Origin of the sequence: Pseudoalteromonas sp. SR43-7 (genome assembly GCF_014163785.1) — a bacterium.
Taxonomy (GTDB): domain Bacteria; phylum Pseudomonadota; class Gammaproteobacteria; order Enterobacterales; family Alteromonadaceae; genus Pseudoalteromonas; species Pseudoalteromonas distincta.
In genome coordinates, this window is record NZ_JACJDY010000011.1 from 63,164 (window position 1) to 89,403 (window position 26,240).

Genomic DNA, 26,240 nt, shown 5'->3' on the forward strand with positions numbered 1-26,240 from the left:
AAAAATATGTTAAAACTAAATAATTATGATTTTGAATTTGATGAGTTATTTGAAGAATCGCCTATTACAATAGAGATAAGACTGAGGCATATGGGTGATCAATCTGTTGAGGTTGGTATCAAAAAGAGGGCTTGTTGGGTTCTTTCTGAAGAGTACCAAGAGTTGGCGTACGCACACTATGTTTTAGAAAATTATGAAGAAGCTAAGTGTTATTTAAAAAAGGCAGCGCCATTCGCGTATTTAACAGGCTTTGATCCTGAATTAAAAGGACACAACAATGAGTGGACAATTCAAGGTGAGTTAAATGTTACTTTGTTGTTTGGTGATGAAACAACAATAAGTAAGTTACGTGAACATGCAGATGACTTTACAACCAGCAGCGTAACTAAGAAAGCTATTTTTTTGTATGATCACTTACTAATAAAAATAGGCACAGGTAAAGTACTGCCGGAAGAAGAAATTGAAAATGCGCTTAAAGAGGCTAAATCAACTAAAGATAAAGATGTACAACAATGCATTGTTCCTCTTATTGAGGCCATTAAAGGTCTTACCATTGGCGATGATTTATTATGGCAATCAAGCATTGACAAAGTAATTGCGTGGCACGCTGATGAGTGTAAATACGGTGACTTCAAAGAAGATGGAAATGCGGTCATGTCATTAAATGCGCTTAGCATGGCTAAATTGGGTAAAGATATGCATGGTTGGCAGTGTAAAACTGACTCACTTTATTTACCGTTATATTTAATTAATGATTAAATCTATCCCCACCTATTTTAAGAGGTAATGATGAGTAGTGTAATTAATCTTTTTATTGTTGATGAAGATGTTTATCCCACAACACTGAATTTAAGTGATGAGCAAAAATATCAAGAGTTGTTAGATATAACCCAAGATGAAGCTACTAGATGGCAATCTATAGAGCTAAACATGCGTGGCTTTATCCCGGCCATTGAGTTACTTGATGCAGTGGTAGGTGGCCAAGGGTTGTTGCCAGTTTGTACATTTAACTATTTCCCTCATCAATTAATTGGGCCGGATGCTAACATAAGTGGTTCTTTTGGCTTTTTTTCAAGTGAGATGGTGCAAGACCTATTTCCTTTGCTAAAAAAGTATTTTGAAGTTGATATAGATAATAGTGAAAATAAAGGTCTAGTAGATGATGTTGAGCATAGGGCTGGTGAGCTCGACCCGCAAGCTTATGAAATAGTTCGCGACCGCTACTTTGTTACGTTTAGAGACGCCGCAGAGCAGAATAAATCTATCGTAGTATTGATAGAAGAGTAAAACATTCAATCGATTTTAAAAGATGCTTTAATATTTTTCTTAGATGAAAACGGAGAAATAATGCCTACAAAAGAAGAGATAAATAAATTTATTACAGCACAAAAGGTGTGTAGTCATTTAGCAAAAAGCATGGCAAGCAAAAGGAAGATAAGGCCAATTCCATATGCAATCGATTTCCTCGATGATAATTATGATTTAACTTGGTACTGCGATGAATGTGTTAAAAAGTATCACCTACCAGAAAACGGTGTTTTTTTATACCACTTTCCGGAAGATGATGAAGAGATAACTGATTACGTTAGAAAGCTAGGTGATTTGAAAAGCCTTGAATTTCAAGTAAGTAAATTAAAAGGGTTTAAAGTGTCAGAGAATTATGACAATGACCCTTTTGCAGAGTTTAGTGAGAATGAAGCTGAAAAACCGTTATTGTTTAGTCAAATGCTATTTGATTCGCTGTCGGGGCTTAATGACGAAAAAGTCGAGCATATGGTGGAGAAAGCATTAATGGTTCCATTTGGCACAGAGATTGACTTAGATGATTCAAATTAATAATAAATATGCAAATGGCTTTTTCAAGCGCAGAGATTAATAACATTAACCAGTACTTTAATTAACTATAACTGCGGCGCTTTAAATCAAACCTAAAGTACAAATTAGCACCGTTATTTCTAATAAAAATTATTAAAATAATACACTTCTATAGAAAAGGAATTTCATGTTCAACTTAAATATGATTGCAAGCGTTGGATTAAAATCAGCAAATAAATCGGCTGACGTACAACTGATACGCTCACTTTTAAATGCTTATGCACGTAAAACGGGGTTATCCCTTATTGTAAATAGTAAGGTCGATCACCACTTTATTGACCTAATTAAGCACTTTCAGAAAAAAGTTATAAAAATGGGGAATCCAGATGGCATAGTTTCTGCGAACCGAGGGACTTTTAGAAAGTTAGTTGAATTTTTATCTAGCATTTATACCAAAGTCTCAATTACAAAGCCTAACTACGGTATCTTAACATGGGATGCTGAGGGTACAGAAGGTGGGGTTTATCACAGCCGCTGTTTCCATGTGCCATCCAATAGGTCTGGGTTAACCATTGGTCGAGGTTACGATATGCGTGATAAAACATCTTCCAAAATTAGTGGTCAACTTATTCAATCGGGCATCGATAATAAAGTGGCTAATGTTATAGCCCTTGCTGCAGGTAAAATGGGTAATGCAGCTAAGCAGTTTGTTATAGAAAAAGACTTACTTGATTTTGAAGTATCAGCACAGGTGCAATTAAAGCTATTTGAAATTGTTTACAAAGAAATGGAAGCTGATGTAAAGCGGATATGTAATAAAACTATAACAAGTCAAACATATGGAAAAACAGATTGGCTAAATTTAGACCCGAAGATAAAAAATGTTTTGATAGATTTAAGGTTTAGAGGAGATTACCGCCCTGCTAGTCGTAAAATTTTGCAAAAACATGTTGCGAACAATGATTTAATATCCTTTAAAGCTGAAATAAATAAAAGTGCTAACTGGGGTGGTATACCGCTTGCCAGGCAACAGGCGCGTATTAAATACATAAACTCATAGGTGTATGATGAAACAATTGATGATTAGCATTTATTTGATTTTTACTTTTTTTTGTACTGAAGCAATAAGTAATGATGACAAAACTTATGTTAGCTTTGATGTTATAGAGATGGATGTGGAAAGGGTTAATGATAACTTATTCCGCTGGATAAAATTTCATCCTGATAGCGAGTTCCCATGTTTAAGATTAGAGATTTTAGAAGCAGGTAGTAATGCGCTTATCAAACGAAAGAATATTTGTAACGTGTATGATGAAGCTTTAAAAGTTACACATGATTTTAAAAAGTTATCATTTTTAGATATCTACAATCTGAGTGTTGAATCTCAGACTCTAACATTTGAGTTGGAGCTATCTCTACTCAGTCAAAATGTGGTTAACATGAATTGTTCAATTAAGATTGAAAATAAAGACTTTTCTCCACTTGTTTGTAACCGTTCAGAGTAGTTGGGGGTAAAGTTTGGTGAGAATACCGTCCACATTTGTGGATGATTTTAATAATTCAAGTTTTAATGGACATATATTTAACATTTTTAATGTAATAACGGCTCCAAACTATCTAAAATAATTACTTAAATAAGTAGGTATGGTTTGGTACGTTTCAAAAAAGCTCAAGAGTTTTGATTAGCTAAAATTTAAAGTTAGGTCTATGGGGATGGTTTTAATGGCTAAAGGTACCGAAACCTTTTTATTATTCCTCCCATGGAAGCTTTTGCGTAGGTTCTGATTAGTAACAATCATCTTACTTTTGGGTACCGTATACTCCGGAATGACTGTGTTAACGCAATACTTTGATACAGAACCTGAGTGGCTGTTAGGAATTTTATTTTCTACAGGGGTAGCATTTTGCCTTATAAATTTCAAAGTAAGCCAAGGCTCTTTTTTTGCGCAAATATATTAAAATTCTATGCTTTATTTTTAGCTGTGATTTGTTTACCGTTTTTTATAATTTTAGAAGGTAATGGGTATTATATTCAACAGCTATCAATGTAGCCTTTATGTTGCTCTCTTTTTATTTAATTAAAGGAGAAAAATACCAAGGTCTTGTTAAATATCAGTATGATTTTTTTAAAGATATAAAAGACGCTCGTGCTGCTGTCGAAAAAGAAATGGCAAAAAGTAACCGAAGGAACAAAAAGTAATAAATTTTATTTACCTTTATTCAATTTAGAACTCTAGGGAGCTATGAACGCCTAAGCTAAGGCGCTATAGAAATGATATGGAACAACAAAACCAACAAACACTAACTAACCTTGTTTACGATATATACGAAAACCCAACTTTAATAGAAGAGCATCAAGTACTTATTAAGCCCTTATTGAGCGATTTAGTTGCTAGTGCACCTGCTGGGTTTGAGGGTATGGCGACGATGATTAATACTCATATTTCTAATGGGTTTAAATTCAAAAATCCTAAAATACAAAAATTTGAACTTGAGTCGGGGCTTTTAAAACTTAAAACATATTTTCAAAAAATAAACCTATAACCCCCATCATAATTACACACTCAATTTTTAATATTAATGCAGCACTAGTGCTGCATTAATTTTTTCTCATCAAGGATGATCTATGAGCCTTATCACCACGAGTATTTTAATGCTGTTTTTACAGCCTTTATTTGTATATTTAGCTCTTTTTAAAGAGTCAGAACGGAGTACTCCAAGCCGTTCATTAGATAACGAAGATGCTATGTATCTTTTTATAGCACCAGGGTTAGCTGTATTTTATTCTGATAACATTTGGCAGGCGTTACTTTATTTAGGAAGTGTATGCCTGTTAGGTTTAATGCTTGCCATTATTGTAAAAAGCAAAGCTAAAAAGCGATTAACAAGAGATGACGCTATCGGGTTTACTATTGCCAGTTTTTTATTTTTTGGGATTATAAAATTAATTATTGGTGGGTTAGGATATTTTTTTACCGAAAATGCCGCGAATGCTTCAGCGCCTGTCATAGGTGAACAAACTTATTCATCAACTACAGGTGAGCTTTTAAACTGGGGCTATTTGTATTATCAGTTTTGGCCAACGCTATACTTTTTACTCTTTATGTTAGCCACATTAGTTATAAAAATAATAGAGAGCCGATTTAATAAACATTCATTTTCAGGCTCGCTGCTAATATTGGGCGCAGTTTTAGCTGGCGTATCGCCGTTATTTGGCAATGCTTTTATTTTAGGTGTGATAGCTAACTTTTTTATATTTTTTGTTATTTGTACGGCATGCATAGAAATTGATAAAAAGAGCGATCCTTCAGCTGGTGCTATTAGTTTTATATATGGTTTTTTGCTTGTGGGCAGTATCGCGTTTAGTAGTATTGGTAAATTAATATATACGCTATTTTATAATTAAATTAGGATTGTTTTTTGATTAAAAAACATGCAGTATAATTGTACCTAATTAGTATGTTCCCCTACTTTTTTTAATATAAATATGGATGGTGTAATTAATTGGCCATAAACATTAAGTAGCTTATAGCTAGGTCTTGGGAGAGTGTTTGCTTTGTTTTTATCGCGTTTAAAAATTTTTGTGTTGGTAATAGTCTCTATTGCCGTTGTTTTTTTTACTACATCACAGGCTTGTGCGGATATGTTTGGCTTTTTTAATAAACAAGAATTTTATTTATCGGCTCCAGTAAAGGGGCAGTTATTAGATAATGGGCAGCCAGTTGCAAACACTAAAGTAATGCGCTCACTCACCTATGGCGATGAATACGTTGACGAAACCACAACAGACGAATACGGTTATTTTACTTTTACAGAAAAAACAATAAAGACAGGTAAGCCCTCTAATATGTTTGATAACGACTCGTTGGTTCAACATATTTATTTAGAAAACGGCACGCCAGAAGGAATTGTTTTATGGTACACGCTTGTTTCAATTCATGAAAAAAGTGACACACTTAAAGAGCTTCTTGCACACTTGAAGTGTGATATTTCTAAAGAGCCGCAAACATACGATATTCCAATTAAAGAAGATACCAGCCACGCTTTTGCGATTTACACATCATGTAAACTTTAACTATTAATTTAAAGGGAACTTATATGAATACTTTGACGCCAACCCAAGCGGTACAGTTAGCTAACCTTGCTTATAAAGCAAAAAGCATTAAAACCACTAACCTACTTCATCGTTCACTTCATGCATCTTTGCGCGACAATTTTAACTTTTCAGTTAACCCTGGCGCAGTACAAGGTGTAACGGGAGGTTTTTTCTCCCATTTATTTAATTTAAGTACGGGTTTTGCTTTAGTAGGGCATGGGCTTGGCGATTATCAGGGTGATTCAGTCATAACAATTCGTGGAACTAATTCGCTAAGAGATGGCTTAACTGATGGCCATTTTGGTTTAAGTGGAGGCTCAAACGGTAGTATGGTGCATGCTGGGTTTAATAAGACCTTTTACAGTATGAAGCCCGCGTTACAGGAGTTTGTTGAAGCTAATATTAAAGATAAAGTAACCGATTGTATTCATTTAGTTGGCCACAGCTTAGGTGGTGCATTAGCGACGCTTTCTGCCGATTGGATTAGAGCTGAATATTCAATACCTGTAAAGCTATATACGTTTGGCTCACCGCGCGTTGGGCTTGAAAACTTCTCTCGGGCTGCGACATCAAGAATTGATAAAATTTATCGCTGTACTCATGGTGCAGACCCAGTTGCTAAGGTACCTTTGTGGCCGTTCTCGCATGCACCTTATAGCGGTCAAGAAATACGCTTAGATAATGGGCAAGGTTTAAAAGGTGCTGCCCATACTCTCAATGGTACGCCTGGCTATATAAACACAGCCAATAGTAATAATTGGAACAACTTAACCATTCAAGCTAATCATTTTTTGAGTACCCCTGTACGTTTGAAGTTTGAAGATAGAAATCAAGCCTCTTTTACTTCCCACTGGGCTGATAAACTAGGGGCTGCGTTAGTCACACTTTTAAAAGATGCGGGCTATTACAGTGCAGTTGCTGCCCAAGCTGCTATTGGTACTGGGCTCACTTTTTACGATATGTTGGCGCGTACTTTAGATAAAATAGCTAAAGCGTCAGCCTCGTTTGCAACACAAACCTTAGGTTTACTAGGGCATATGTTAGTGTTTGCAGGTAAAGTAATTAGTAAAGCGGTGGAGCTTACATATAGCTTTATAAAATCTGTATTCGACTCAACCCTAGGCGCTTTATACCGAGCGGCGAGAGAGGGGCTAAGTGGCTTAGATTAACTTTAATCTAACCCTCAATCTCGCTCTAACAAAATAGCACCACTTTGGTTTTCGCCTAAGTGGTCGTTTTTGTTATAAATAGGGCATTTACTCATAGATAAGCACCCACAGCCAATACATCCATCAACGCGATCGCGCAAACGCTGCATATACGCTATTCGCTCGTCCAGCTGTGCTTGCCATTGCTTTGAAAGGGCTGCCCAGTCTTTTTGCGTGGGTGTGCGCTGATCAGGTAATGTTGCCAATGTTTGTTTAATTTCATCAAGGGTTATTCCCATTGCTTGTGCGGCTTTTATTACCGCTATACGGCGCAGTACATCTTTTTTATAGCGGCGTTGATTGCCGCCATTTCGCCAGCTACGTATTAGTCCTTTGGTTTCATAAAAATGCAGGGTTGATACTTTTACGCCGCTACGCTTTGCTACATAACCCACGGTTAAGTTGGCCTCAGTTAGTTTTTTTTGATCTATTGGCATTATTTTTAATTTCCGTTTGACCTCAATATAACTTGAGGTTTTAAGCTTCTTTCAACATTAAAAAAGGAGCTAACTAAATGCAACAAAAACTTGAGCGTAGCACTGTTATTATTTATTCAAGCGCACGCAAAAATGGTAATACACAGGCGCACGTTAATGGATTTGCAGAGCAAAATAATGTGCGTGTAATATGCTTAGATGATTATAAAATTGCGCCGTATTGCTATAACAAAAACTATAAAAATGATGATTTTTACGCTGTGTTTGAAGCACTTTTAAAATATGATCATTGGGTGTTTGCGTCTCCTGTTTATTGGTACAGCACCACGGTACAAATGAAATTATTTATCGATAGAATAACCGATTATATGGACGATGAAGTATTAAAACCTAAGCTTCGTAGTTTACGCAGTAAGCATTTTTCAGTACTTTCTAATGCGTCATCAAGTGAAGCCCCCGCCTGTTTTGTAGAGCAGTTTAAAAATACGTTTGGTTATTTAGGTATGCAGTTTATTAACCACAGCCATAAAAGTACCCAAAAGGTTGCTTAAATTGCAGCCTTTTTTGGTTGTCTCTGGTAGTTTAGTAATAATCTTAAAAAACACAGGATTGTTTTATGAAATATTTACTATTGTTAGTGCTGCTTTTTAGCCCTTTAATATATGCTACAGAGCAACCAATTAAGGGGTATGGTAATTATTACAATGTACCCGAGCATGATGAAATTAATGACGCTACGGTATTTAAAATAGCCTTTGATGTTGCTGATGGTGCTGAAAAAGGCGCGCAAAATAATTCAATAAATTCGCTAGCGCGTTTTATTAACATGCATGTGGCGCATGGCGTAAAGCCTGAAAACATACAACTTGCATTAGTTGTGCACGGCAGCGCAAGTGTTGATGTGTTAGCTAATAGCGAATATAAAAAACGCTTTAACGCTGACAATAAAAACCGAGCGTTAATTGAGCAGCTACTAGCAAACAACACTAAAGTGTATGTTTGCGGGCAATCGGCTACTCACTTTAAAGTAACGCCAGCGCTTTTAATTGAGGGTGTAAAGATGTCGCTTTCAGCTATGACCGCTCACGCACAACTTCAACAACAAGGCTATACGCTCAATCCATTTTAATGACTCAAATAATAAAAAACATTCTCTGCTTTGGTGACTCAAATACATGGGGCTTAAACCCTGTAACGGGTAAACGTTTTGATGAAAATACCCGTTGGACATCACTTTTAAATAAACACTTAGGGTGTGGCTTTAACGTAATAGAGGCAGGGCAACCTAATCGCACTTTAGTGCATAATCCCCCGTTTGACGGTGTGCTCAATGGTGTCAGCTATTTAAAACCTTATTTGGATAAGCATGATCTCGACCTTATTATTATAGCTCTTGGTACAAACGATCTTAAAAAACGTTTTAATTTAACACCTAGTTTAATAGCAGATGGCTTGAATGATTTAATTAACTCAATACACATTTATTATCAGCAAGGTAGTACTTTAAAATCCCCTAAAATTATTATTGCCAGCCCACCTAAAATAAGAATAACCGAGCAGTATTCACGTATTTATGAAGAGGCTGATACAAAAGCAAAAGAGCTCTCTAGTGCATTTAAAAGCGTTGCAGCTAATAATAAGTGTGCTTTTATTGATTTAAACTCGTTTATTAGCATATCAGATGGTGATGGAATTCATTTTGATAATAACCAACATTTGTCAATAGGCTTTAAAATAGCGCAATTGGTTCAAAGTTCACGCAATAATTGTTGAATCTATCTGTGTGAATTTAATGCGACTTATGCAATCATCTAATAAAGTAGTGATATAAATTAACAACTTCGGGATGCTATGAAAAAGTACCAACAAAAATCTATTATAGCCGTTTTAACCGGAGTGTTAGTTTTTATAACTGGCTGTATTATTTTACTCAATTTTGCAGCGCAGCAATTAACAGCACAAACAAAGTCAGATGCTGAGTATATTCTCACTCATGTAGAAGGTGCGATTGCAGAGAGGCGTCGAATACTTACCCCATTAAATAAGCTTGCGTTTAAACAGTGTGACAACACGACTCTTCTTGAGATGCGCCGCGCTTTATTTGACGCAAAATATGTAATTGATATAGGTTTTTTTAAAGGTAACCAGTTAGTTTGTACTACGGGGGCAGGCTTATTAAGTAAACCAATTAACGATAAACAGCCTGACTTTATTCGAGATGATGAACAAGTGAGGGTTCGTTTTGAGCCAAAGCTTTATTTATTATTATTTAGTGAGCGCCCTATGGAGGTAATTATAGTCAGGCAAGGGGACTATAATTTAATTATGCAGAGTACTCCCTTTACTAATATTGGAGTTACTGCGCCTGATTGGGAAGTTGTTTATAAAACACCAAATACTTTGCATCATTTAGCGGGTAAAGAGGATCTCTATTTTCAAGTAAAAAACAATGTTTTCTTTCCTTACGAAACTAATTTAGTTTGCAGTTCTACAAATAGTCAATATTGTGTGGTAGTGCACTTACCTTGGAGTCTGTTTTTTTCTAATAACCACTTATTACTAATAATTTCGTTAATTTTAACCTGTTTAGCGGGAATATCGAGTGCGTTAATAGTTGATGCAAGAATTGCTGCACGTCGCTCTATTAATCAGCGTATCCGTAAAGGACTTAAAAAGGGATCATTTTATTGGACTTACCAGCCTATTATTTGTTTGCAAAGTGGCAAGCTGATTGGTTGCGAGGTACTTGCACGTTTTGAAGATAAGTACGGTGCTTTATTTCCAGATGAGTTTATTCCGGTTATCAGAAAAAACAATTTAACCTGGACTTTTACTGAGGCCATGATTGCTACCACAATCAAAGAGTTAACTTCTCTAGAGGAATTGCCTGAAGGCTTTAAGGTGTCGCTTAATATATTTCCGTGTGATGTAGAGCTGGGTAATGTATCGTTGTTGCCGCAAATTACAGAGCTTACCAACTCGCGCTTTATTATTTGTTTAGAGATAACTGAAGACGAATACCTTGATACAAGTATCGCGCATGCTCATTTTAGAACCTTGGTTGAATCGGGATTTAACTTATCATTAGATGACTTTGGTACGGGTTATTCAAATTTAAGAAACTTACAAAATTTGAGCTTTCATCAACTTAAAATTGATCGTACGTTTGTTCAAGATATAACAACTGAGGGCTTAAAAGCCTCTATGATCCCGAATATTATGGAACTTGTGCATAAGTTTAATTATACCTGTGTAGCAGAAGGAATTGAAACCACTGAGCAAGAAGCCATTTTAAAAACAGCGGGTGTGCATTACGGACAAGGCTGGAAGTACGGTAAGCCCATGACTGCGTCTAAATTTAAAAATTATATAACTAGTCAGCATTTTTAGATCTCAGCTGCCATACTAAACGTATCGGTATGAAATTTATAAATATTAGGTTTATTATGATCAAATTAACATTAAGTGGTTTTGCACTTTTACTACTTAGCGCATGTACAACACAGTACCCAAACCAGCAATTAACAGGTAAGCAGTTCCCAAGCATTAGTGGCGAAAGCTTAGAGCAAAGTTTGGTGACTATACCTAGTGATTTTAAAGCCGATAAAACACTACTGCTCATTGGGTACAAGCAAGACAGCCAGTTTGATATAGACCGTTGGTTAATTGGTTTAGATATGGCAGGTGTTACGCTTCCTACCTACGAACTACCAACCATTGCCGGCATGGCACCACGTATGTTTAGCACATTTATAGACAGCGGTATGCGCAAAGGCATCCCTAAAGAATTATGGGGTGGGGTAATCACTATTTATAAAGATGGCGAGACAGTTCAAAAGTTTACAGGTAATCAAAGCCCAAATAACTCTCGTGTGGTACTTATAAATAGCAGCGGCGAAATTTTATATTTTTATGATCGAGGTTTTTCGGTTGATGCGTTAAATAAATTAAAAGCGAATATTGAGTAGCCTTTAAATTCATTTGTTTAGGTTAATTAAAGTGAAAGGGAGCGAATGCTCCCTTTATATTGTATTTTATTTAAAACGCGTAACTTACACTAAAGCGCGTTGTACGAGGCATAATGTAACGACCATTTGGTGCATCAGCATTACGTGGATCACCTTCTGTAATGCCTTGCTCATCCGTTAAGTTATCTATTGCTACTTGAAGCTTGATGCCCTCCATTGGTTCTAATATTAAACCTAAATCAACTTTTTCGTAGCCGTCGAGTGTTACAGTGTTTTCGTTATTGCCAAAGCGATCATCAACCGCTGAAAGCGTACCGTATAAAGTTGCATACATACCTTGTAGCTCAAAATCGTAACTTGGCGTTATACGTACTTGCCATTTTGGTTGGCGCTGCGACTGGTTACCATCGTTTGTTGGGCTCTCTGTAATTTCAGCATCTTGTAATGTCGTATTTAAATTAACAGAAAAACCAGAATCATGATTAAAGTTGTAATCAAGCTCTATACCGTATGCTTCGTTTGTTAAAATTTCTGCTGGCACGCCAGGTCGTCTTACAAATGTGTCGCCTTTAACTTCATTTACAAATACGGTTGCATAAAAGTCGGTTGATTCAGTAATTAACTTATAGCCAAGCTCGCCTTGAGTTATTTCTTTAATAAGCTTTTCGCCGCCTTCGTAAGCATCAAAGTTATCTCTAAAGTCATCAAAGTAAGGCATTTTATAACCACGGTTAACACGGGCAAACACACCCATATCATCATTAATTGAATAGTTTAACCCTGTAGTCCACGATGTTTTACTTTCATCATAGCTAACGGTTTTAGTAATAATACCGTCAAGGCCCTCATCTACACTGTATTCTACTTCGTGGTTTTCTTGACGTACGCCAACATCAAGTGTAAATGCATCAGCAAATTTGTATTCACCGGCGACATAAAACGCGTTAGTGCGCGCATCACCTGTTGAGCTTATGTCGTAGTTAAAATCACAACCATTGGTGTTTTGATTACATTCAATACCGGTTAATGCTTCGCCACCTGATTCAAGTACATGGTATGCAGTGTTACCTAAGCTCCACCAATCTTTTGCTGAAGTACTTGCAGTGTAATATCCAAAGGTTGTTGATAGGTCGCCAAATTTCTTCGAAAAAGCTAAATCATTAGTAAATGAGCTGATTTCTTTAAGTACTACCCATCGACCAAGTTGTTGGACTGGGGTATCGCTTGCGTATTCAGTGTTTGTAACTGCTCCAAATGCAGTTTGGCCGTTATCAGCAACTGCTCCAACCGTTGTTGCTGAGCCACTAGGTACTAAACCGTAGGTATTTGCATCGCCTTTAGTAATGTTAAAGCGATCTGAAAAATGCCAACCACCTTTTAGCTCTAGCTTAATACTACCGCCCGAAACATGGCCGTCCCACCCTCGGCCATCACCTAGGTCAATATCAAGTGCTTGCGCATCGGGGCCTGTAAATATTGTTGCTTGACGGTTTAGCGTACCAAGTTGCGTATATTCTGCGTCAATACCATCAACATTAAGGGGTGTTGGTAAGTACCATGCACCGTGATCGTCTGTTTGGCGGGTATAAAAGTTAAGCTCGCCGTTGTCTAAATCTTTAGTAATGTTGATTGTAAATTGGCTACCTTTTTCAGAAGTAAAGCCCGCATCACGAATACCCGGTGAGCTTTTTACGTAACCGCCAACCATAAAGTATAAATCGTCAGTAATTTCACCACTCATCACAGCGTCAACTCGCTGTAAGTCGTAATCAGAAGTTGTGTATTTAAATAAGCCTTCTGTTTCTTCGCCACCACGTTTTAATCTAAAATTGGTTGTTAATCCTGGTTGTCCGTTAGATAAAACAGGATTAGGTCCACCACGCAGGGCTTCTACTGTCTCAATGGTTTCATCAATACGAAACATTGATGAGTTCTCTAAAAATGACAATGTTGAAGCAGGATAAATAGGTGAGCCTTCAATACTGAGTGTTAAAAATGGGGCATCACCACCACCAGGAAAACCACGAACAAATACATTAGCGCCCGATTCACCACCTGAGCTTTCTACCCAAACACCAGGTATTGCTTTAAACAAGTCAGCGGTGCTTTTTGGAGACAGTTTAATAATTTGTTCACTATCGATATTAGTTACCGCATAGCTGGCATCAATTTTTCTAACTCCAACACCCGTAGGTGTTCCCGATACCACAATGCGCTCAACTTTCTGTTTTTCTTGTGTTTGCTCTGCTGCAAATGCGCATTGAGTGCTAAGCGCTAAAGTAATTGCACACGCTAATGTACTTTTTGCTTTATTGATTTTCATGTGTGTGATCCCGTTTTTAGTGTATTAAACAGTGTATTTCAGCAGCCTTTTTACTAAAAATCATTGTAAATAGGCTGTGTATATTGAAACCTTAGAGATAAATGCAAACGTTTGCAATATTTATTTGTAAATTATTTATGAATTTATATAGTTTATTTATTGAGCTTATTTATATGTTAAACACTTTTTAGGTCGTTGTTCGCGCCAGCAAAAAATAATAATGCTATATTGTCAGCGAGTTAGATAATTGTATTGATCAGTGGTAAGCGACTATTTAGGAAGATCATGAATAACAAAAAAATTAAATTAACTGATTTAGCGAAACTAGCAGGCGTGTCTACCTCTACAGTTTCGCGTGCGCTTAATGATAATCCGCTAATTAAGCAAGAAACCCGCGATAAACTTCAGCGCTTAGCTAAAGAGCATAATTTTAGCCTTAATACGGCTGCAAGTCGGTTGCGGACACAAAAAACCAATGTAGTTGCGGTTATAATTAACCTTGACGAACAAACAGAGCAGTCGATTAGCGATCCGTTTTTACTTAAAGTAGTGAGCGAAATTAATCTTGCACTTAATCAGCAAGGGTTAGAGCTTTTACTATCTAACTCCATCATGGCGCAAGACGATTGGGCTAATTATTTTATTAATAGCCGCCGTGCAGACGGTATTATTGTTGTAGGTCAAGGTAAAAACCAAACCAATATAGAAAATGCAGCTAACGCAGGTATTCCGCTGGTGGTATGGGGAGATCCTAAAACACCTAGCAACTACCCCATTGTAGGAAGTGACAATTACTTGGGAGGCTTGCAAGCAACAACGCATTTAATAGAGCACGGAGCTAAAAACATTGTATTTTTAGGTGATCCAGAACATGGTGAAATTAGTGAGCGTCATAGAGGGTACTCTGCCGCATTAGCATCCCATAAATTAGAGCAACATGTTGTATCTATTGATATTACAAGTAGCTCAGCGTATCAATCAATTAACCAATTACTGCGTGAAAAAGGCCTTTATTTTGATGCTATAGTTGCATGTAGTGATATGGTTGCCTTAGGTGCCATGAAAGCCTTAAAAGAGCGTTATGTAAGCATTCCTAATGATGTCGCTCTAGTAGGTTTTGATGATATTGCTATGGCCGACATTAGCCACCCTTCATTATCAACTATCCGACAAAACACACAGTACGCAGCCACGCTATTAGTTCAAAAGTTGATGCAGCAACTAGCTGGTGAAAAAGTTGAATCACAAGTAATTGATATTGAACTGATTACCCGCCAATCAAGTAAAAGATAGTTTATAAATCATGTTGAGTTAATGTTAAATTTAAAATGCAAACGATTGCATTGAGGGCTATTCTAAACTAAACTCAAACCTCACTGATATAAACACACACTGTGTATGCACTCGTTATGGGCATACAATAAAGGTCGTTATAGCGTTTAAATAACGCTGTAAAGCGAGGGCAATTATGAGTAAAACAAAAGTCACACTGGCAATTGCAGCAAGTTACTTTATTTTCGCTATTTTGTTGAATAGCGTGGGCACCGTTATTTTGCAGGCAATAAATACCCTTGGGGTAAGTAAAACAGAAGCTTCAGTGCTTGAGGGGTTTAAAGATTTATCCATTGCGATAATGTCATTTGTAGTGGCTTCGTTTATTCCTCGCCTAGGCTATAAATTGGCTATGCTTGGGGCACTTACTGTTGTTGCCCTTGCTTGTGTAAGTACGGCTTCAATTAGTGACTTTTATGCGTTTAAAATTTTATTTGCCGCCATTGGTTGTGGCTTTGCTGTGGTTAAAGTGTCGGTTTACTCTATTATCGGCCAAGTGACAGATGATGCAAATAGCCACTCTTCATTGTTAAACACCATTGAGGGCATTTTCATGGTTGGTGTGTTAAGTGGCTATTGGATTTTTACTGCTTTTATAGATTCAAACGATTCAACCGCGTGGCTCAACGTTTATTACTTACTAGCAGCTCTGGCCCTAATCGTTATAGCGAGCGTAATTGCTGCGCCTATAAAGCCCGCCATTATAAGTAAAACTAAACGCTCCTGTTGGTTCGATTTTATCGCCATGCTTAAGCTAACATATCAACCGTTAGTACTCATATTTATAATTAGTGCTTTTTTATACGTATTAATTGAGCAGGGCGTAGGTACTTGGCTCCCCACATTCAATAATGAAGTTTTAAAACTTCCTATAGCTATTAGTATTCAGCTGGCCAGTATTTTTGCTGCGGCACTTGCATTTGGGCGCTTAGTCGCAGGGCAAGTACTTAAACACATTCACTGGTTTGTTGTATTGAGCAGTTGTTTAATTGCGATGGCCAGCCTCATACTTATTACCCTACCGCTTACTGAGAATGTTACTGAAAATACAGTAATTAGCTTATTTGATGCACCACTTGCTGCATTTATTTTACCGTTAATTGGCTTTTTCATGGCGCCTATTTATCCGGTACTTAACTCAGTTATGCTCAGCGCTCTTGAAAAACATCGTCATGCCGCTATGACTGGCTTAATTGTAGTTTTTTCAGCACTTGGTGGAACAACAGGCTCAATAATAACTGGTTATGTATTTGAGCACTTTAGTGGCCAGCATGCGTTTTACCTTTCTTTGGTTCCCATTAGTTTGATTTTTATTAGCGTGATTTTCTTCAAAAAACGAACCGACGCTATCTCACAACACGCAACGACAGCTTAACAGTAAGGAAAGTTATGAGTTTTTTTGACAGCCAATTATTTAAAGATGTTCAAATGCAGCATGTATTTAGCGACTGTAAAACATTCGCAGATGCAATTGCGCGTGTTAATTGGCAAAGTGCATGTAAAAGCTATGAACAATTAGCGCCTTTAACTAATACGCAGCTTAGTGAGTTTGTAAACGCACACTTTATTACTTCCCCAGTGCTAGCAATGGGCACTGAGGCTGATACGTCATCGGTTAAACATTATATAGACTCGTTATGGAGTGGCCTTAGAAGAGAGGCGGATACCCAGAAGCAAGATTCATTACTAGCACTAAAGCACAGCTATATTGTGCCTGGCGGGCGCTTTCAAGAGATTTACTATTGGGATAGTTATTTTACAGCATTGGGCTTAATCGATGCAGATAAAGGTGATGTAGTTGAAGATATGCTACTTAACTTTGTCGATTTAATTAACGATTATGGTTGTATTCCAAATGGTAACCGTCGCTATTATTTATCACGCTCGCAGCCACCGGTTTTAGCACTCATGGTCGAGTTATTATGGGAACATACGCATAGCAAATCACTCAATACGCAATGGCTTGCTATGTGTGTTGCAGCACTTGAAAAAGAATATATATTTTGGATGCAAGACGCGCAGTTGCTTTCGAGTGATTTATTGGGCTCAAAGCGGGTAGTAAGAATGCCTTGTGGTGGTGTTTTAAATCGTTATTGGGACGATGTAAGTGAGCCAAGAGCAGAGTCATTGCGTGAAGATTTAGCGCTAGCGGAAGGGTTGGCGAAGGAGAAAAAATCTGATTTTTATCGTAATATTCGCGCTGCATGTGAGTCGGGTTGGGACTTTAGTTCTCGTTGGCTTGGTGAGTCTAATTTACTAAGCTCTATTCAAACAACTGATATTGTTCCTATAGATTTAAACTGCCTTATGTACAACTTAGAGAATCAATTAAGCAAATTCTTTCAATTGCTCGGCAATAGTGAACAAGCAGAGCATTACCAATTACTTGCCAGCAATCGCAAGGCACTTATTAATGCTTACCTTTGGAATGAACCAACCGGTTTTTTTGTTGATTATAACTGCCGTACAACGACTCAATCTCCAATACTTAGTGCAGCGGCAACTACTGCTTTATTTGTTAATTTAGCCAGTAATGAGCAAGCAATCAAGGTAGCTACAATATTAGCCAATGAATTTTTAAAAGAGGGTGGCATTGTTACAACTATTACTCAAACGCCTCAGCAGTGGGATAGTCCAAATGGTTGGGCTCCACTCCAATGGCTTGCGGTAAAAGGGCTTAATAACTACGGTATTACTCAATTGAGTACACATATAATGCAAAATTGGGTAAATATGGTTGAGCAAAATTTTGCAGTAAATAAGTGCTTACTCGAAAAATACAATGTGTGCACACCAGCGGTTTTAGCCGGTGGTGGTGAATATCAAGTACAGCAGGGTTTTGGTTGGACTAATGGCGTAACGACTCGATTTTATAAATTACTAAACTACTAATCCGATCTGTTATTTATCTTACAAAAAAATTATTAAAACAAAAGTAATGTAGGTTATGTATTGATTTAATAGGTTTTTATCTGTTTTAGGGTGAGAAACGATAACTTTATTTTAATACCAAAATCTCATTGTAAGTTGTATTTGATTTAGGTAATGTAGTGTAAATGTTTCAAGGACGAAATTTATGCCCCATAAAAACTCAGTATTCGTAAAAACTACATTTCAATCATCTTTTCATTCACACAACTACACAGCTATTTTAAGAACACTACAGGCCTTGTTTGGTGATATTAAAATGGACGATGTTATTCCTAAAGCTGAGCAGCGTGCAAATTATGATTTGTTTTTAATAGATGGTGCTAAAAGCAAATGGCAAGATCTCATTCCCGCAGACCTTATTTGTTTAGCTAAACACCATAGTGTTGTTATCTTTAATGTTGATAAAGAAGATGTGTGCGAGCAAAACTTATTGCTTAACCATTTTAATGGTGTTTTTTATAAATCTGATGCGCCAGAAGATATTTTTAAAGGGTTAGTTCGTGTTGATACTGGCGAGCTTTGGTTTACGCGTAAAGTGATTTCAAAAGCTTTTAACGATATTTTAGCCGTGGCATCGTCATTTAATAACCTACATGACGACATTGAATTAAAGCAGGACGATTACGATCATTTAACAAAGCGAGAAAAGTCCGTTATTCATTTAATTGCACAAGGTGCGAGTAACAATACAATTGCTGATAAGCTCAATATTAGCGACCACACTGTAAAAACACATTTGTACAGTGCGTTTAAAAAAACTAACTCACGTAATAGGGTAGAGCTTGCGAATTGGGCTCAGCGTTACGTTTCTGTTTTATTACCAATGGCTAAATAAATAGCATATATAATCTCAATTTCTGCCATAAAAAAGGCTACTGTTAGTAGCCTTTTTTATTTATTATGACGGCCTGTGTAATTAGCTCACTTTTTTAGCCCATAAGCCTTTATCAATGCCTTTTGTTATAAGGTCTGTCAGTGCTTTTTCTATTGCCTGAGTTACACAAATACTCATAGGTTCGTTGTCACTAAAGCCGGCTTCAGCTTCAGCTAGACGTTTGTAGCTTACGTATCTAAAAAAGCCTGCACGCATCTCTTGGCTTAATACTTTTTTGCTGGTGGCCACACTAAGCAACACTTGGCCTGTACGAACATCCACAGCGCGTAGATAAATTGAAATAGCATCTTCACGGTAAAGCTCAGATGCGCCTATACCAAAGTATTCCATACCTAACCCACCCGTTTTTACATTGGTGTCATAGCTTATAATACCGCCCTCTAAAATGATTTTAGCTGTGGTAAGTGGAGGTAACTCAGCCTGGTTAGGGTTATCAGTTTGGCCTGCACGAATAATTTTTCGCTCAGTTAAAATGTTTTGTAAACCTTCACGCTCAACAGGTGTAAACCAATCAGATTCATGCAGTGCTTGTACGAGTATTGAATTAGCACCTTGTGTAACGGCAGTCGAAAACGAACTAACGTTAGTTTGTGGTTTGTATTGACCTGTTTGGTCTCTAAATGAGTAGACCGATACCGGAATGCTGCCAACAGGTTTTGGTAAGTTTTTTAAGTCTGCAAATAATTCAGTTGGCTCTAGGCTAATTGCTTTTTGCTGTGATGGTGGAATAAGCTTACCTAAACTTGTACAGCCGCTCAAACCCAGTAATGTTATTGTTATTAGTAGTTTATACATTATCCAAACCTCGGTACTTCAATGATCACAACAGAGTCATCTAATATGTTTGTTATTTTTACTGTAATAGAATCGGTTGTGCTGGTTATAACTTCAATTTGATAATCACCACTCATAAAAATTGAGTCCTGATTAAAAATACTATCTTCAATATCCTCACCAAAAGCCATATCGGTAATTTCTCTTACCATGCGGTTTAAGTAAGTGCGCTCTAAAGAGTCTTGAAATTGTTCAGCGTAACCTTTTTCGATTACCGGAGCCTTGTGCTTATTTTGAGCCTGTGCTTTGCTCAGCAGCATATTTGCATTGAGTGGATTACCACCAAAGCTTGGATTTATTGGGGTGTAAATTATTTCAGTCGCGGAAGCTGAAAAGCTTAATATTGTTATTATTATAAGGGCTATTTTTTTCATTTTACCATCCATCTTTAGCCATATCTGGTGTTGATGCAGCCATGTTTGAGCGAGCCATTGCATCTATTACTGTATAAACAGCTTGCTCAACACGTTCATCGAGGGGTTCTAATCTGCGACCTAAATAAGTCGCGTAAACAAGTTGGTTATTCATTATTAAAGAAAGTTGTGTACCCGCTTTTGGTATTACGGTTTCTTTTATTTCAATATTAAAACCAGCTGTTGAAGGGAGATCTCGCCAGTAGTTTGAAAATTCATAATAAAATTGATGACCAAAGCGGCTAATACTTCTATCAAGTAATAAGCCATCTATTTCTAGTTCATCCGCAGCATGAGTTGCCCCAGAAAAACATAGGAAAAGTGTGAGTAGGTAACGATTAAAGTTAGTATTTTTTTTCATAATTTAAAAAGGGGAGAGGGTCACTCTCCCCACCTCAACAATTACATTTGAGTAATTGTTGCTGCGTTTCCATCACCAATTTGGGTAACAGATACAGTGCTGTCAAAGCCAATTACTGAGCCTTCAACAATATTGTCGTTACCAATTTGAGTAACACTAAACGATACGTTTTCACCACCAACTAAAAATGCTGATTGTTCAACGCCAGTAACCCAGTTACCTTCACCTGTTTGTGAAATATCAATGCTGTGGTTATTGCCTTCAACCATCATATCAATAAGGTTTAACGTGCCACTTTGTGCAATATCAATTTGGTTGTTATTACTATCTAAAATGCCAGCAAGGGTAACAATTGCTTCATTTTGAGAGCCGTCTTGAGCAATATCGATGTCATTATCGTTAGATGTAAGCGTTACATCTGGGTATGAAGATTGAACAAGTACGGCATTTTCATCGCCAGCTTGTACTAAATCAACATCATTGCCAGAGCCGTTAAAGTTAGCTAAGTGAATCGAGTTTAAATCACCTATTTGGGCTGATGTAAATTCATTGTCTGAACCAATTACACCCATGTAGGCTTCGTTTAAATCACCGTTTTGCATTGAAGTTAGTTCGTTGTTGTCACCAATTAAATCAGCTGTCATTAAGTTTTCAGCGCCAACTTGTGTTGCTGAAACCTCATTATTAGAACCTTCAAATAAGTTTGATTCAATTGTGTTAAATGAACCTTCTTGATCTAAATCTATTTGGTTGTCGTCGCCAATTACAGTTGCAAACGTTACCGCATTAGTTAAGCCATCTTGCTCAATTTCAATTTCATTTGCATCACCAGAAATTGCACTAAATGCTACAGCATTACGATCACCTACTTGTTCAACTTCAAGCTCGTTGTCATTGCCTTGTAAACTACTTACTTTAAAGGTACTCCAATAACCGTCTTGAACTAAATCAAGAGTATTTTCGTCGCCTGTAAGCATCGTAATTTCTGCTTCATGCCATTCACCGGTTTGCAGTGAGGTAATTTCATTTGCGTTACCTTGCATATCCATGTTGTAGAACCAGTGACCACCAGTGCCTTGTTCAACATCAATGATATTATCATCACCAGTTACAATATTAATCGCTTCATTATTTACAAAAAAGCCTTGGCCAAATTGTGAAACAAATAACATATTATTATTACCAGTCACTTCAGAGATAAAACCATTAGCAACGCCATCTTGGCTGTATACTTGCAGGTTGTTGTCACCAGTGGTGGTTACTTCAGCATAATTACCAAATTGACTCTGCACAACTTCAGTTTCGTTATTATTACCGGTTGTTGTTACAAGCATGGTGTTGCTATCACCATCTTGTGTAAGTAGTGCAGTATTTTCATTAAAAGTTTGGATAAGAGTCATTGAGTTTTCAACACTTGCTACAGAAACGTTGGTAGCAAGTTCTGAGCTTGATGCTGATTTGTTGTTAGTATCTGCATAAGAAGCAAAGCTAGTACCCATTGCAATTGCAACTGCGCAGCTTAAAAGTGATTTGTTCAACTTCATTATTTTCTCCTTGAAATATTAAAACCAAACACCTTAAATTTTATAGGTTTTATAAGGTATTTGCTGTGTCAGCATGCCGTGCCGATATAATGTTTTGTGATCCGCTTGAAAAGCTCTTAGAGTAAAATTTTTCGATGTAGTTAATAATTATCACTAAACGCTTTGTCATTATTTTAACTTACGTTTAATAACTGTTAATTATTAAGTACCCAATTACTGTATTCCTCAAATGTATTTTCTGAAATCATCATTTTTTACCAATTTTTTAATTTTTATTTTTCAGTGGGTTATGGTGAGGTTGTTGAGGTTTTTTATTAATTCAATCTAAAAGCAGTAAAAATATCCGACCCTTTATTAGGTAAATGGTTTTGCGTGAATTTCATTAAAAGGTCTGTCTTTAGTGTTTTTTTTATACTTTAACTGGTCAAAATTGTTGGTTTTAACAACGTTTTTATTTTTTAACTTGTTAAATGATTAGTTTGGTTGTTTCCTTAGGGTATGCCATGTGATCCCTTGTACTCGAAATAGTGAAAGAACGTGCTTAGAGCATCTAAGCTAACCCAAAAAAAACTATGGATAGAACAATGAAAAAAAAATTATCTATTATTACTCTTGCCTTACTTCCGTGCTTAGCAGCTGCAAAAGTTCCTGATGTGGGTGTAAAGCAATCTGTAACTGCTAGCAGTGATTCTATAATTGTTAAATATAAAAGTAATGCAACGAAAGAAATGCGTAAGCAGGCTCGTTCATTAGTTAAAGCTAAAATTACTGATCTAAATAAAGATGAACTTGATGACAGCTATACGTCTTTACTTTCAGGTCGCTTAGCTAAGTTTAAAGTGTCGGGAATGAGCACTAAAGACGCAATTGCGCTTTTAAAGTCTCATCAAGCTATTGAATATGTAGAGCCTGATTACCAAGTAAGCATTGCACGTACGCCAGATGATCCTCGTTTTGATGAGCTTTGGGGCTTAAATAATGATGGCCAAACGGGTGGTACAGCAGACGCTGATATTGATGCAGTAGAAGCATGGGATATTTCGACAGGTAGCCGCGATGTAGTGGTAGGTGTAATCGATACGGGTATTGATTACAGCCACAGTGATTTAGCGAGCAATATGTGGGTAAATAGCAGCGAAATACCAGGAGATGGTATTGATAATGATGGTAACGGTTTTATAGATGACGTGCATGGTATAAATGCCATTACTGACAGTGGCGACCCTATGGATGACGAAGGCCATGGTACCCACGTTTCAGGTACTATTGGCGCAAGTGGTGGCAATGGTATTGGTGTTGTAGGTGTTAACCATGAAGTATCACTTGTTGGTTGTAAGTTTTTAGATGCTGCGGGGAGTGGCTCAACATCAGACGCCATTAAGTGTATTGATTACATGGTTAGCCTTAAAAACTCAGGCGTTAACTTACGCGTATTAAATAATAGCTGGGGTGGTGGCGGTTACAGCCAAGCACTAGCAGATGCAATTGCATCAAGCGAAGCGGCGGATTTACTCTTTGTAGCCGCAGCTGGTAACGATACTATTGATAACGATGTTAACCCGCATTACCCATCTAACTACGAAAACGCAAGTGTATTATCGGTTGCAAGTACAGATCAAACCGATGGTATTTCATGGTTTTCACATTATGGTTTAACAAGCGTTGATATGGGCGCGCCGGGTAGTGCTATTTTATCTACTACACCAGGTGAGAGCTATGCATCTTACTCTGGCACATCTATGGCAACCCCTCATGTAGCAGGTGCAGCAGCGTTAGTGTTGTCAATTAATCCTGAGCTTAGCACTCAAGAGTTGAAAGATTTACTAATGAACTCTGGCGATGCAAATGCTGCGCTACAAGGTGTAACGGTTGCAGGTACTCGTCTTAATGTTAACCAAGCGCTTATTGATGCAGACCCTACACCTGGCTTTAAAATATCAGCTGATCCACTTACGCAACAAATTGAAGCAGGCCAAGCTACAAACTACACATTTACAATTGGTTCAATTGCCGAATGGGATGAAGAAGTAACGCTTGAGTTATCAACAACATTAGGCGGCGCTTATTTATCATCGCTTACAGCGCGCCCAGGCGATGAGGTAATGTTAAATGTTGAAACCGATACTAACACTCAGTGGGGCGAATACGAGCTTACTGTAACAGCTACAGCTGGTGATATTGTTAAAGAGCAGTCAGTTAAATTAATGGTTCAACCTGTTGGCTTAAACGACTTTACTTACAGCAGTAACACAAGTGTTGATATTCCTGACAACTCGCCAGTAGGTGCAGTGTCAGTAATTAATGTTCCTGATGACTTAACAGTATTTGGTACTACTGCTGATGTAGATATTTCGCATACTTACTCTGGCGACTTAGTGGTTAAGTTAGTATCTGCTCAAGGCACACAAGTAACGCTACAAAGCAATGTGGGTGGTTCAAACGACGACATAGTTAGAAGCTTTACTTCTGAATCATTTAACGGCGAAGTTGCTACAGGCGATTGGACACTACAAGTAGAAGATACTGCCGCAGCCGATACCGGCACAATTAATGGCTGGTCATTAACGCTAAGCGCTATTGGCGAAGTTAGCCCACAACCACCACGTGCTAGTTTTGACGTTGAGACACAAGGCTTAACAGTTAACTTTATTGATTCAAGCACTGATTCAAATAACGATATTACACAGTGGAGCTGGAGCTTTGGCGATGGTGCAACATCATCTGATCAAAACCCTATGCATGTGTATGCAGCATCAGGTAATTACGATGTAGAACTAACGGTAACAGACAGTGAAGGCAATACAAGTACATCAACTCAAACGGTTGTTGTAAGTGATGTAGAGCTAGAAATTACCTTAAAACGTGCTAATAAGTCTCGCCTTGATACTATGCGTGTAGAGCTTAGTTGGGAAAGTGTTGGCGCTGAATCACTAAGTGTTTACCGTAATGGTGAGCTTGTAGATACTACTGCTGATAGAGGTCGTTACCGCGACTACGTACGTGGTGCTACATTACCATCGTACGATTACCAATTATGTGTAACTGAAAATGTATGTTCTAACATCATTACGGTTTCATTTAACTAACTACTCCTAAAGTGACTTTAAGCCCAGCATTGCTGGGCTTTTTTATGTTTTAAAAAAATATAAACTATGCTTTTTTATACGGATGGGTTTTAAGCCAGTGCTCGGCTATTTGTTCACGCGTGGCAAACCAAACTTGCTCATGCGATCGGGCATATTCTAAAAACCGTGCTAATGCTTTTATTCTTCCTGGTCTGCCAATTAAGCGACAATGCAGCCCTATCGACATCATTTTAGGGGCGTTTTCACCTTCTGGGTCGCCTTCCTCGTATAGCGTATCAAAGGCATCTTTTAAATAATTATAAAATTGATCGCCTGCGTTAAAACCCTGCACGGCAGCAAAGCGCATGTCGTTTACATCAAGCGTGTAGGGCACTATTAACTGTGGTTTACCTTCTTTAATACTGTAAAAAGGTAGGTCGTCGCTGTAATCGTCGGCGTCATATAAAAATGTGCCATTTTCAACTACTAGTGCTGCGGTATTTGGGCTAGTTCGGCCGGTATACCAGCCTTTGGGCTTTTTACCCGTAAGCGTTTGAATGATTTCAATGGCTTGTTGCATATGTTCGCGCTCGGTTTGTTTATCTATATGTTGATAATTAATCCAGCGCAGGCCATGGCTTGCTATTTCGTGCCCTGCATCAACAAAAGCTTTAGCTACATCGGGGTGGCGCTCAAGGGCCATTGCAACTGCAAAAATGGTGACCGGTATATCGTATTTTTTAAAGAGTTTAAGTAAGCGCCACACACCCGCTCGCGAGCCATATTCGTAAATAGACTCCATGCTTATATGGCGGTCTTCTACATGTGGGGCACTGACTATTTCAGACAAAAACGTTTCAGCGGCTGCATCACCATGCAGCACGCAGTTTTCGCCGCCTTCTTCGTAATTTAATACCACTTGGACGGCAATGCGGGCTTTATTAGGCCAGTTTGCATGGGGTACATCTGGACCATAACCAATTAAATCGCGCGGGTAGTTTTTAAAATGCTCACTCAT

27 protein-coding genes are annotated in these 26,240 nt (G+C 37.6%); 20 read left to right on the top strand and 7 right to left on the bottom strand.

What is annotated here, in order from left to right; genetic code table 11:
• The first annotated feature begins 6 nt into the window (after positions 1-6).
• The 10 genes from H5087_RS10130 (at position 7) to H5087_RS10175 (ending at position 7,080) form a co-directional block, all read left to right on the top strand.
• Positions 7-759, top strand: a complete 753-nt coding sequence (locus H5087_RS10130; protein WP_182671938.1) for an immunity 49 family protein — start codon at positions 7-9, stop codon at positions 757-759.
• Positions 760-786: 27 nt separating this feature from the next.
• Entirely contained in the window at positions 787-1,287 is a 501-nt protein-coding gene (locus H5087_RS10135) for a hypothetical protein (protein ID WP_259397763.1), read from the top strand.
• Positions 1,288-1,347: 60 nt separating this feature from the next.
• Entirely contained in the window at positions 1,348-1,836 is a 489-nt protein-coding gene (locus H5087_RS10140) for a hypothetical protein (RefSeq protein WP_182671939.1), read from the top strand.
• Positions 1,837-2,002: 166 nt separating this feature from the next.
• Positions 2,003-2,875 (top strand): hypothetical protein, encoded by an 873-nt coding sequence (locus H5087_RS10145; RefSeq protein ID WP_182671940.1) that lies wholly within the window; start codon positions 2,003-2,005, stop codon positions 2,873-2,875.
• Positions 2,876-2,879: 4 nt separating this feature from the next.
• Positions 2,880-3,320 (top strand): hypothetical protein, encoded by a 441-nt coding sequence (locus tag H5087_RS10150; RefSeq protein WP_182671941.1) that lies wholly within the window; start codon positions 2,880-2,882, stop codon positions 3,318-3,320.
• A 551-nt stretch (positions 3,321-3,871) separates the two neighbouring features.
• Positions 3,872-4,015, top strand: coding sequence for a hypothetical protein (locus H5087_RS10155; protein ID WP_182671942.1), 144 nt, complete (start codon positions 3,872-3,874; stop codon positions 4,013-4,015).
• A 77-nt stretch (positions 4,016-4,092) separates the two neighbouring features.
• A complete protein-coding gene (locus H5087_RS10160) occupies positions 4,093-4,359 on the top strand; it encodes a hypothetical protein (RefSeq protein WP_064387122.1) in 267 nt (88 codons plus the stop codon).
• 82 nt (positions 4,360-4,441) lie between these two features.
• Positions 4,442-5,221 carry a hypothetical protein gene (locus tag H5087_RS10165; protein WP_182671943.1) on the top strand — a complete coding sequence of 260 codons (780 nt, stop codon included), beginning with the start codon at positions 4,442-4,444 and terminating at the stop codon, positions 5,219-5,221.
• A 237-nt stretch (positions 5,222-5,458) separates the two neighbouring features.
• Positions 5,459-5,890: a transthyretin-like family protein gene (locus tag H5087_RS10170; RefSeq protein ID WP_259397764.1), complete on the top strand. Its 432-nt coding sequence runs from the start codon at positions 5,459-5,461 to the stop codon at positions 5,888-5,890.
• 23 nt (positions 5,891-5,913) lie between these two features.
• On the top strand, positions 5,914-7,080 hold the full coding sequence (locus tag H5087_RS10175; RefSeq protein WP_076924320.1) for a lipase family protein: 1,167 nt from the start codon (positions 5,914-5,916) through the stop codon (positions 7,078-7,080).
• A 14-nt stretch (positions 7,081-7,094) separates the two neighbouring features.
• On the opposite strand, the gene soxR is transcribed toward H5087_RS10175, so the two are convergent.
• Positions 7,095-7,556, bottom strand: a complete 462-nt coding sequence (soxR, locus tag H5087_RS10180) for a redox-sensitive transcriptional activator SoxR (RefSeq protein ID WP_024595605.1) — start codon at positions 7,554-7,556, stop codon at positions 7,095-7,097.
• Positions 7,557-7,633: 77 nt separating this feature from the next.
• Between soxR and H5087_RS10185 the strand changes: the two genes are divergently transcribed.
• The 5 genes from H5087_RS10185 to H5087_RS10205 all read left to right on the top strand — a co-directional run bounded on the left by H5087_RS10185 (position 7,634) and on the right by H5087_RS10205 (position 11,524).
• On the top strand, positions 7,634-8,107 hold the full coding sequence (locus H5087_RS10185) for a flavodoxin family protein (RefSeq protein WP_182671944.1): 474 nt from the start codon (positions 7,634-7,636) through the stop codon (positions 8,105-8,107).
• A gap of 65 nt (positions 8,108-8,172) precedes the next feature.
• Complete coding sequence (locus tag H5087_RS10190) at positions 8,173-8,685, top strand: DsrE family protein (protein ID WP_182671945.1); 513 nt, start codon at positions 8,173-8,175, stop codon at positions 8,683-8,685.
• Positions 8,686-8,693: 8 nt separating this feature from the next.
• Entirely contained in the window at positions 8,694-9,329 is a 636-nt protein-coding gene (locus H5087_RS10195; protein ID WP_182671999.1) for an SGNH/GDSL hydrolase family protein, read from the top strand.
• A 78-nt stretch (positions 9,330-9,407) separates the two neighbouring features.
• The gene (locus H5087_RS10200) at positions 9,408-10,946 is read left to right on the top strand and encodes an EAL domain-containing protein (protein ID WP_182671946.1); all 1,539 of its coding nucleotides are present in this window, start codon (positions 9,408-9,410) and stop codon (positions 10,944-10,946) included.
• Positions 10,947-11,002: 56 nt separating this feature from the next.
• On the top strand, positions 11,003-11,524 hold the full coding sequence (locus tag H5087_RS10205; protein WP_182671947.1) for a hypothetical protein: 522 nt from the start codon (positions 11,003-11,005) through the stop codon (positions 11,522-11,524).
• A gap of 70 nt (positions 11,525-11,594) precedes the next feature.
• Here H5087_RS10205 and H5087_RS10210 read toward each other — a convergent pair whose 3' ends face one another.
• Complete coding sequence (locus H5087_RS10210; protein ID WP_182671948.1) at positions 11,595-13,847, bottom strand: TonB-dependent receptor; 2,253 nt, start codon at positions 13,845-13,847, stop codon at positions 11,595-11,597.
• Positions 13,848-14,132: 285 nt separating this feature from the next.
• Here H5087_RS10210 and H5087_RS10215 point away from each other — a divergent pair, with 285 nt between their 5' ends.
• From H5087_RS10215 to H5087_RS10230, 4 genes are all read left to right on the top strand, one after another.
• The gene (locus tag H5087_RS10215) at positions 14,133-15,140 is read left to right on the top strand and encodes a LacI family DNA-binding transcriptional regulator (RefSeq protein ID WP_007378432.1); all 1,008 of its coding nucleotides are present in this window, start codon (positions 14,133-14,135) and stop codon (positions 15,138-15,140) included.
• A gap of 175 nt (positions 15,141-15,315) precedes the next feature.
• Positions 15,316-16,554: a sugar MFS transporter gene (locus tag H5087_RS10220; protein ID WP_182671949.1), complete on the top strand. Its 1,239-nt coding sequence runs from the start codon at positions 15,316-15,318 to the stop codon at positions 16,552-16,554.
• Positions 16,555-16,568: 14 nt separating this feature from the next.
• On the top strand, positions 16,569-18,071 hold the full coding sequence (locus H5087_RS10225) for a trehalase family glycosidase (protein WP_182671950.1): 1,503 nt from the start codon (positions 16,569-16,571) through the stop codon (positions 18,069-18,071).
• A gap of 184 nt (positions 18,072-18,255) precedes the next feature.
• Positions 18,256-18,945 (top strand): LuxR C-terminal-related transcriptional regulator, encoded by a 690-nt coding sequence (locus tag H5087_RS10230; RefSeq protein WP_024595599.1) that lies wholly within the window; start codon positions 18,256-18,258, stop codon positions 18,943-18,945.
• Between the two features lie 81 nt (positions 18,946-19,026).
• Here H5087_RS10230 and H5087_RS10235 read toward each other — a convergent pair whose 3' ends face one another.
• The 4 genes from H5087_RS10235 to H5087_RS10250 are packed head-to-tail and all read right to left on the bottom strand — an operon-like array spanning position 19,027 to position 22,157.
• Positions 19,027-19,800 carry a CsgG/HfaB family protein gene (locus H5087_RS10235; RefSeq protein WP_182197166.1) on the bottom strand — a complete coding sequence of 258 codons (774 nt, stop codon included), beginning with the start codon at positions 19,798-19,800 and terminating at the stop codon, positions 19,027-19,029.
• Positions 19,800-20,225 (bottom strand): curli assembly protein CsgF, encoded by a 426-nt coding sequence (locus H5087_RS10240; protein ID WP_024595597.1) that lies wholly within the window; start codon positions 20,223-20,225, stop codon positions 19,800-19,802. Before H5087_RS10240 ends, H5087_RS10235 begins: the two co-directional genes overlap by 1 nt.
• On the bottom strand, positions 20,215-20,613 hold the full coding sequence (locus H5087_RS10245) for a curli production assembly/transport protein CsgE (RefSeq protein WP_182671951.1): 399 nt from the start codon (positions 20,611-20,613) through the stop codon (positions 20,215-20,217). Before H5087_RS10245 ends, H5087_RS10240 begins: the two co-directional genes overlap by 11 nt.
• A gap of 41 nt (positions 20,614-20,654) precedes the next feature.
• Complete coding sequence (locus tag H5087_RS10250) at positions 20,655-22,157, bottom strand: curlin (protein ID WP_182671952.1); 1,503 nt, start codon at positions 22,155-22,157, stop codon at positions 20,655-20,657.
• A 584-nt stretch (positions 22,158-22,741) separates the two neighbouring features.
• Between H5087_RS10250 and H5087_RS10255 the strand changes: the two genes are divergently transcribed.
• Positions 22,742-25,243: a S8 family serine peptidase gene (locus tag H5087_RS10255; RefSeq protein ID WP_182671953.1), complete on the top strand. Its 2,502-nt coding sequence runs from the start codon at positions 22,742-22,744 to the stop codon at positions 25,241-25,243.
• 64 nt (positions 25,244-25,307) lie between these two features.
• Here the strand turns inward: H5087_RS10255 and puuE are convergent, their stop codons facing one another.
• Positions 25,308-26,240: an allantoinase PuuE gene (puuE, locus tag H5087_RS10260; RefSeq protein ID WP_182671954.1), complete on the bottom strand. Its 933-nt coding sequence runs from the start codon at positions 26,238-26,240 to the stop codon at positions 25,308-25,310.

Excerpts from the sequence above, each read along its gene's own strand:
- soxR (WP_024595605.1), bottom strand. The coding sequence starts at position 7,556 with ATGCCAATAGATCAAAAAAAACTAACTGAGGCCAACTTAACCGTGGGT.
- H5087_RS10145 (WP_182671940.1), top strand. The coding sequence starts at position 2,003 with ATGTTCAACTTAAATATGATTGCAAGCGTTGGATTAAAATCAGCAAAT.
- H5087_RS10245 (WP_182671951.1), bottom strand. The coding sequence starts at position 20,613 with ATGAAAAAAAATACTAACTTTAATCGTTACCTACTCACACTTTTCCTA.
- H5087_RS10230 (WP_024595599.1), top strand. The coding sequence starts at position 18,256 with ATGCCCCATAAAAACTCAGTATTCGTAAAAACTACATTTCAATCATCT.
- H5087_RS10165 (WP_182671943.1), top strand. The coding sequence starts at position 4,442 with ATGAGCCTTATCACCACGAGTATTTTAATGCTGTTTTTACAGCCTTTA.
- H5087_RS10160 (WP_064387122.1), top strand. The coding sequence starts at position 4,093 with ATGGAACAACAAAACCAACAAACACTAACTAACCTTGTTTACGATATA.
- H5087_RS10240 (WP_024595597.1), bottom strand. The coding sequence starts at position 20,225 with ATGGATGGTAAAATGAAAAAAATAGCCCTTATAATAATAACAATATTA.
- H5087_RS10215 (WP_007378432.1), top strand. The coding sequence starts at position 14,133 with ATGAATAACAAAAAAATTAAATTAACTGATTTAGCGAAACTAGCAGGC.
- H5087_RS10235 (WP_182197166.1), bottom strand. The coding sequence starts at position 19,800 with ATGTATAAACTACTAATAACAATAACATTACTGGGTTTGAGCGGCTGT.
- H5087_RS10200 (WP_182671946.1), top strand. The coding sequence starts at position 9,408 with ATGAAAAAGTACCAACAAAAATCTATTATAGCCGTTTTAACCGGAGTG.
- H5087_RS10205 (WP_182671947.1), top strand. The coding sequence starts at position 11,003 with ATGATCAAATTAACATTAAGTGGTTTTGCACTTTTACTACTTAGCGCA.
- H5087_RS10170 (WP_259397764.1), top strand. The coding sequence starts at position 5,459 with ATGTTTGGCTTTTTTAATAAACAAGAATTTTATTTATCGGCTCCAGTA.
- H5087_RS10150 (WP_182671941.1), top strand. The coding sequence starts at position 2,880 with ATGATGAAACAATTGATGATTAGCATTTATTTGATTTTTACTTTTTTT.
- H5087_RS10190 (WP_182671945.1), top strand. The coding sequence starts at position 8,173 with ATGAAATATTTACTATTGTTAGTGCTGCTTTTTAGCCCTTTAATATAT.
- H5087_RS10140 (WP_182671939.1), top strand. The coding sequence starts at position 1,348 with ATGCCTACAAAAGAAGAGATAAATAAATTTATTACAGCACAAAAGGTG.
- H5087_RS10130 (WP_182671938.1), top strand. The coding sequence starts at position 7 with ATGTTAAAACTAAATAATTATGATTTTGAATTTGATGAGTTATTTGAA.
- H5087_RS10220 (WP_182671949.1), top strand. The coding sequence starts at position 15,316 with ATGAGTAAAACAAAAGTCACACTGGCAATTGCAGCAAGTTACTTTATT.
- H5087_RS10155 (WP_182671942.1), top strand. The coding sequence starts at position 3,872 with ATGTTGCTCTCTTTTTATTTAATTAAAGGAGAAAAATACCAAGGTCTT.
- H5087_RS10135 (WP_259397763.1), top strand. The coding sequence starts at position 787 with ATGATGAGTAGTGTAATTAATCTTTTTATTGTTGATGAAGATGTTTAT.
- H5087_RS10185 (WP_182671944.1), top strand. The coding sequence starts at position 7,634 with ATGCAACAAAAACTTGAGCGTAGCACTGTTATTATTTATTCAAGCGCA.
- puuE (WP_182671954.1), bottom strand. The coding sequence starts at position 26,240 with ATGAGTGAGCATTTTAAAAACTACCCGCGCGATTTAATTGGTTATGGT.
- H5087_RS10225 (WP_182671950.1), top strand. The coding sequence starts at position 16,569 with ATGAGTTTTTTTGACAGCCAATTATTTAAAGATGTTCAAATGCAGCAT.
- H5087_RS10255 (WP_182671953.1), top strand. The coding sequence starts at position 22,742 with ATGAAAAAAAAATTATCTATTATTACTCTTGCCTTACTTCCGTGCTTA.
- H5087_RS10175 (WP_076924320.1), top strand. The coding sequence starts at position 5,914 with ATGAATACTTTGACGCCAACCCAAGCGGTACAGTTAGCTAACCTTGCT.
- H5087_RS10250 (WP_182671952.1), bottom strand. The coding sequence starts at position 22,157 with ATGAAGTTGAACAAATCACTTTTAAGCTGCGCAGTTGCAATTGCAATG.
- H5087_RS10210 (WP_182671948.1), bottom strand. The coding sequence starts at position 13,847 with ATGAAAATCAATAAAGCAAAAAGTACATTAGCGTGTGCAATTACTTTA.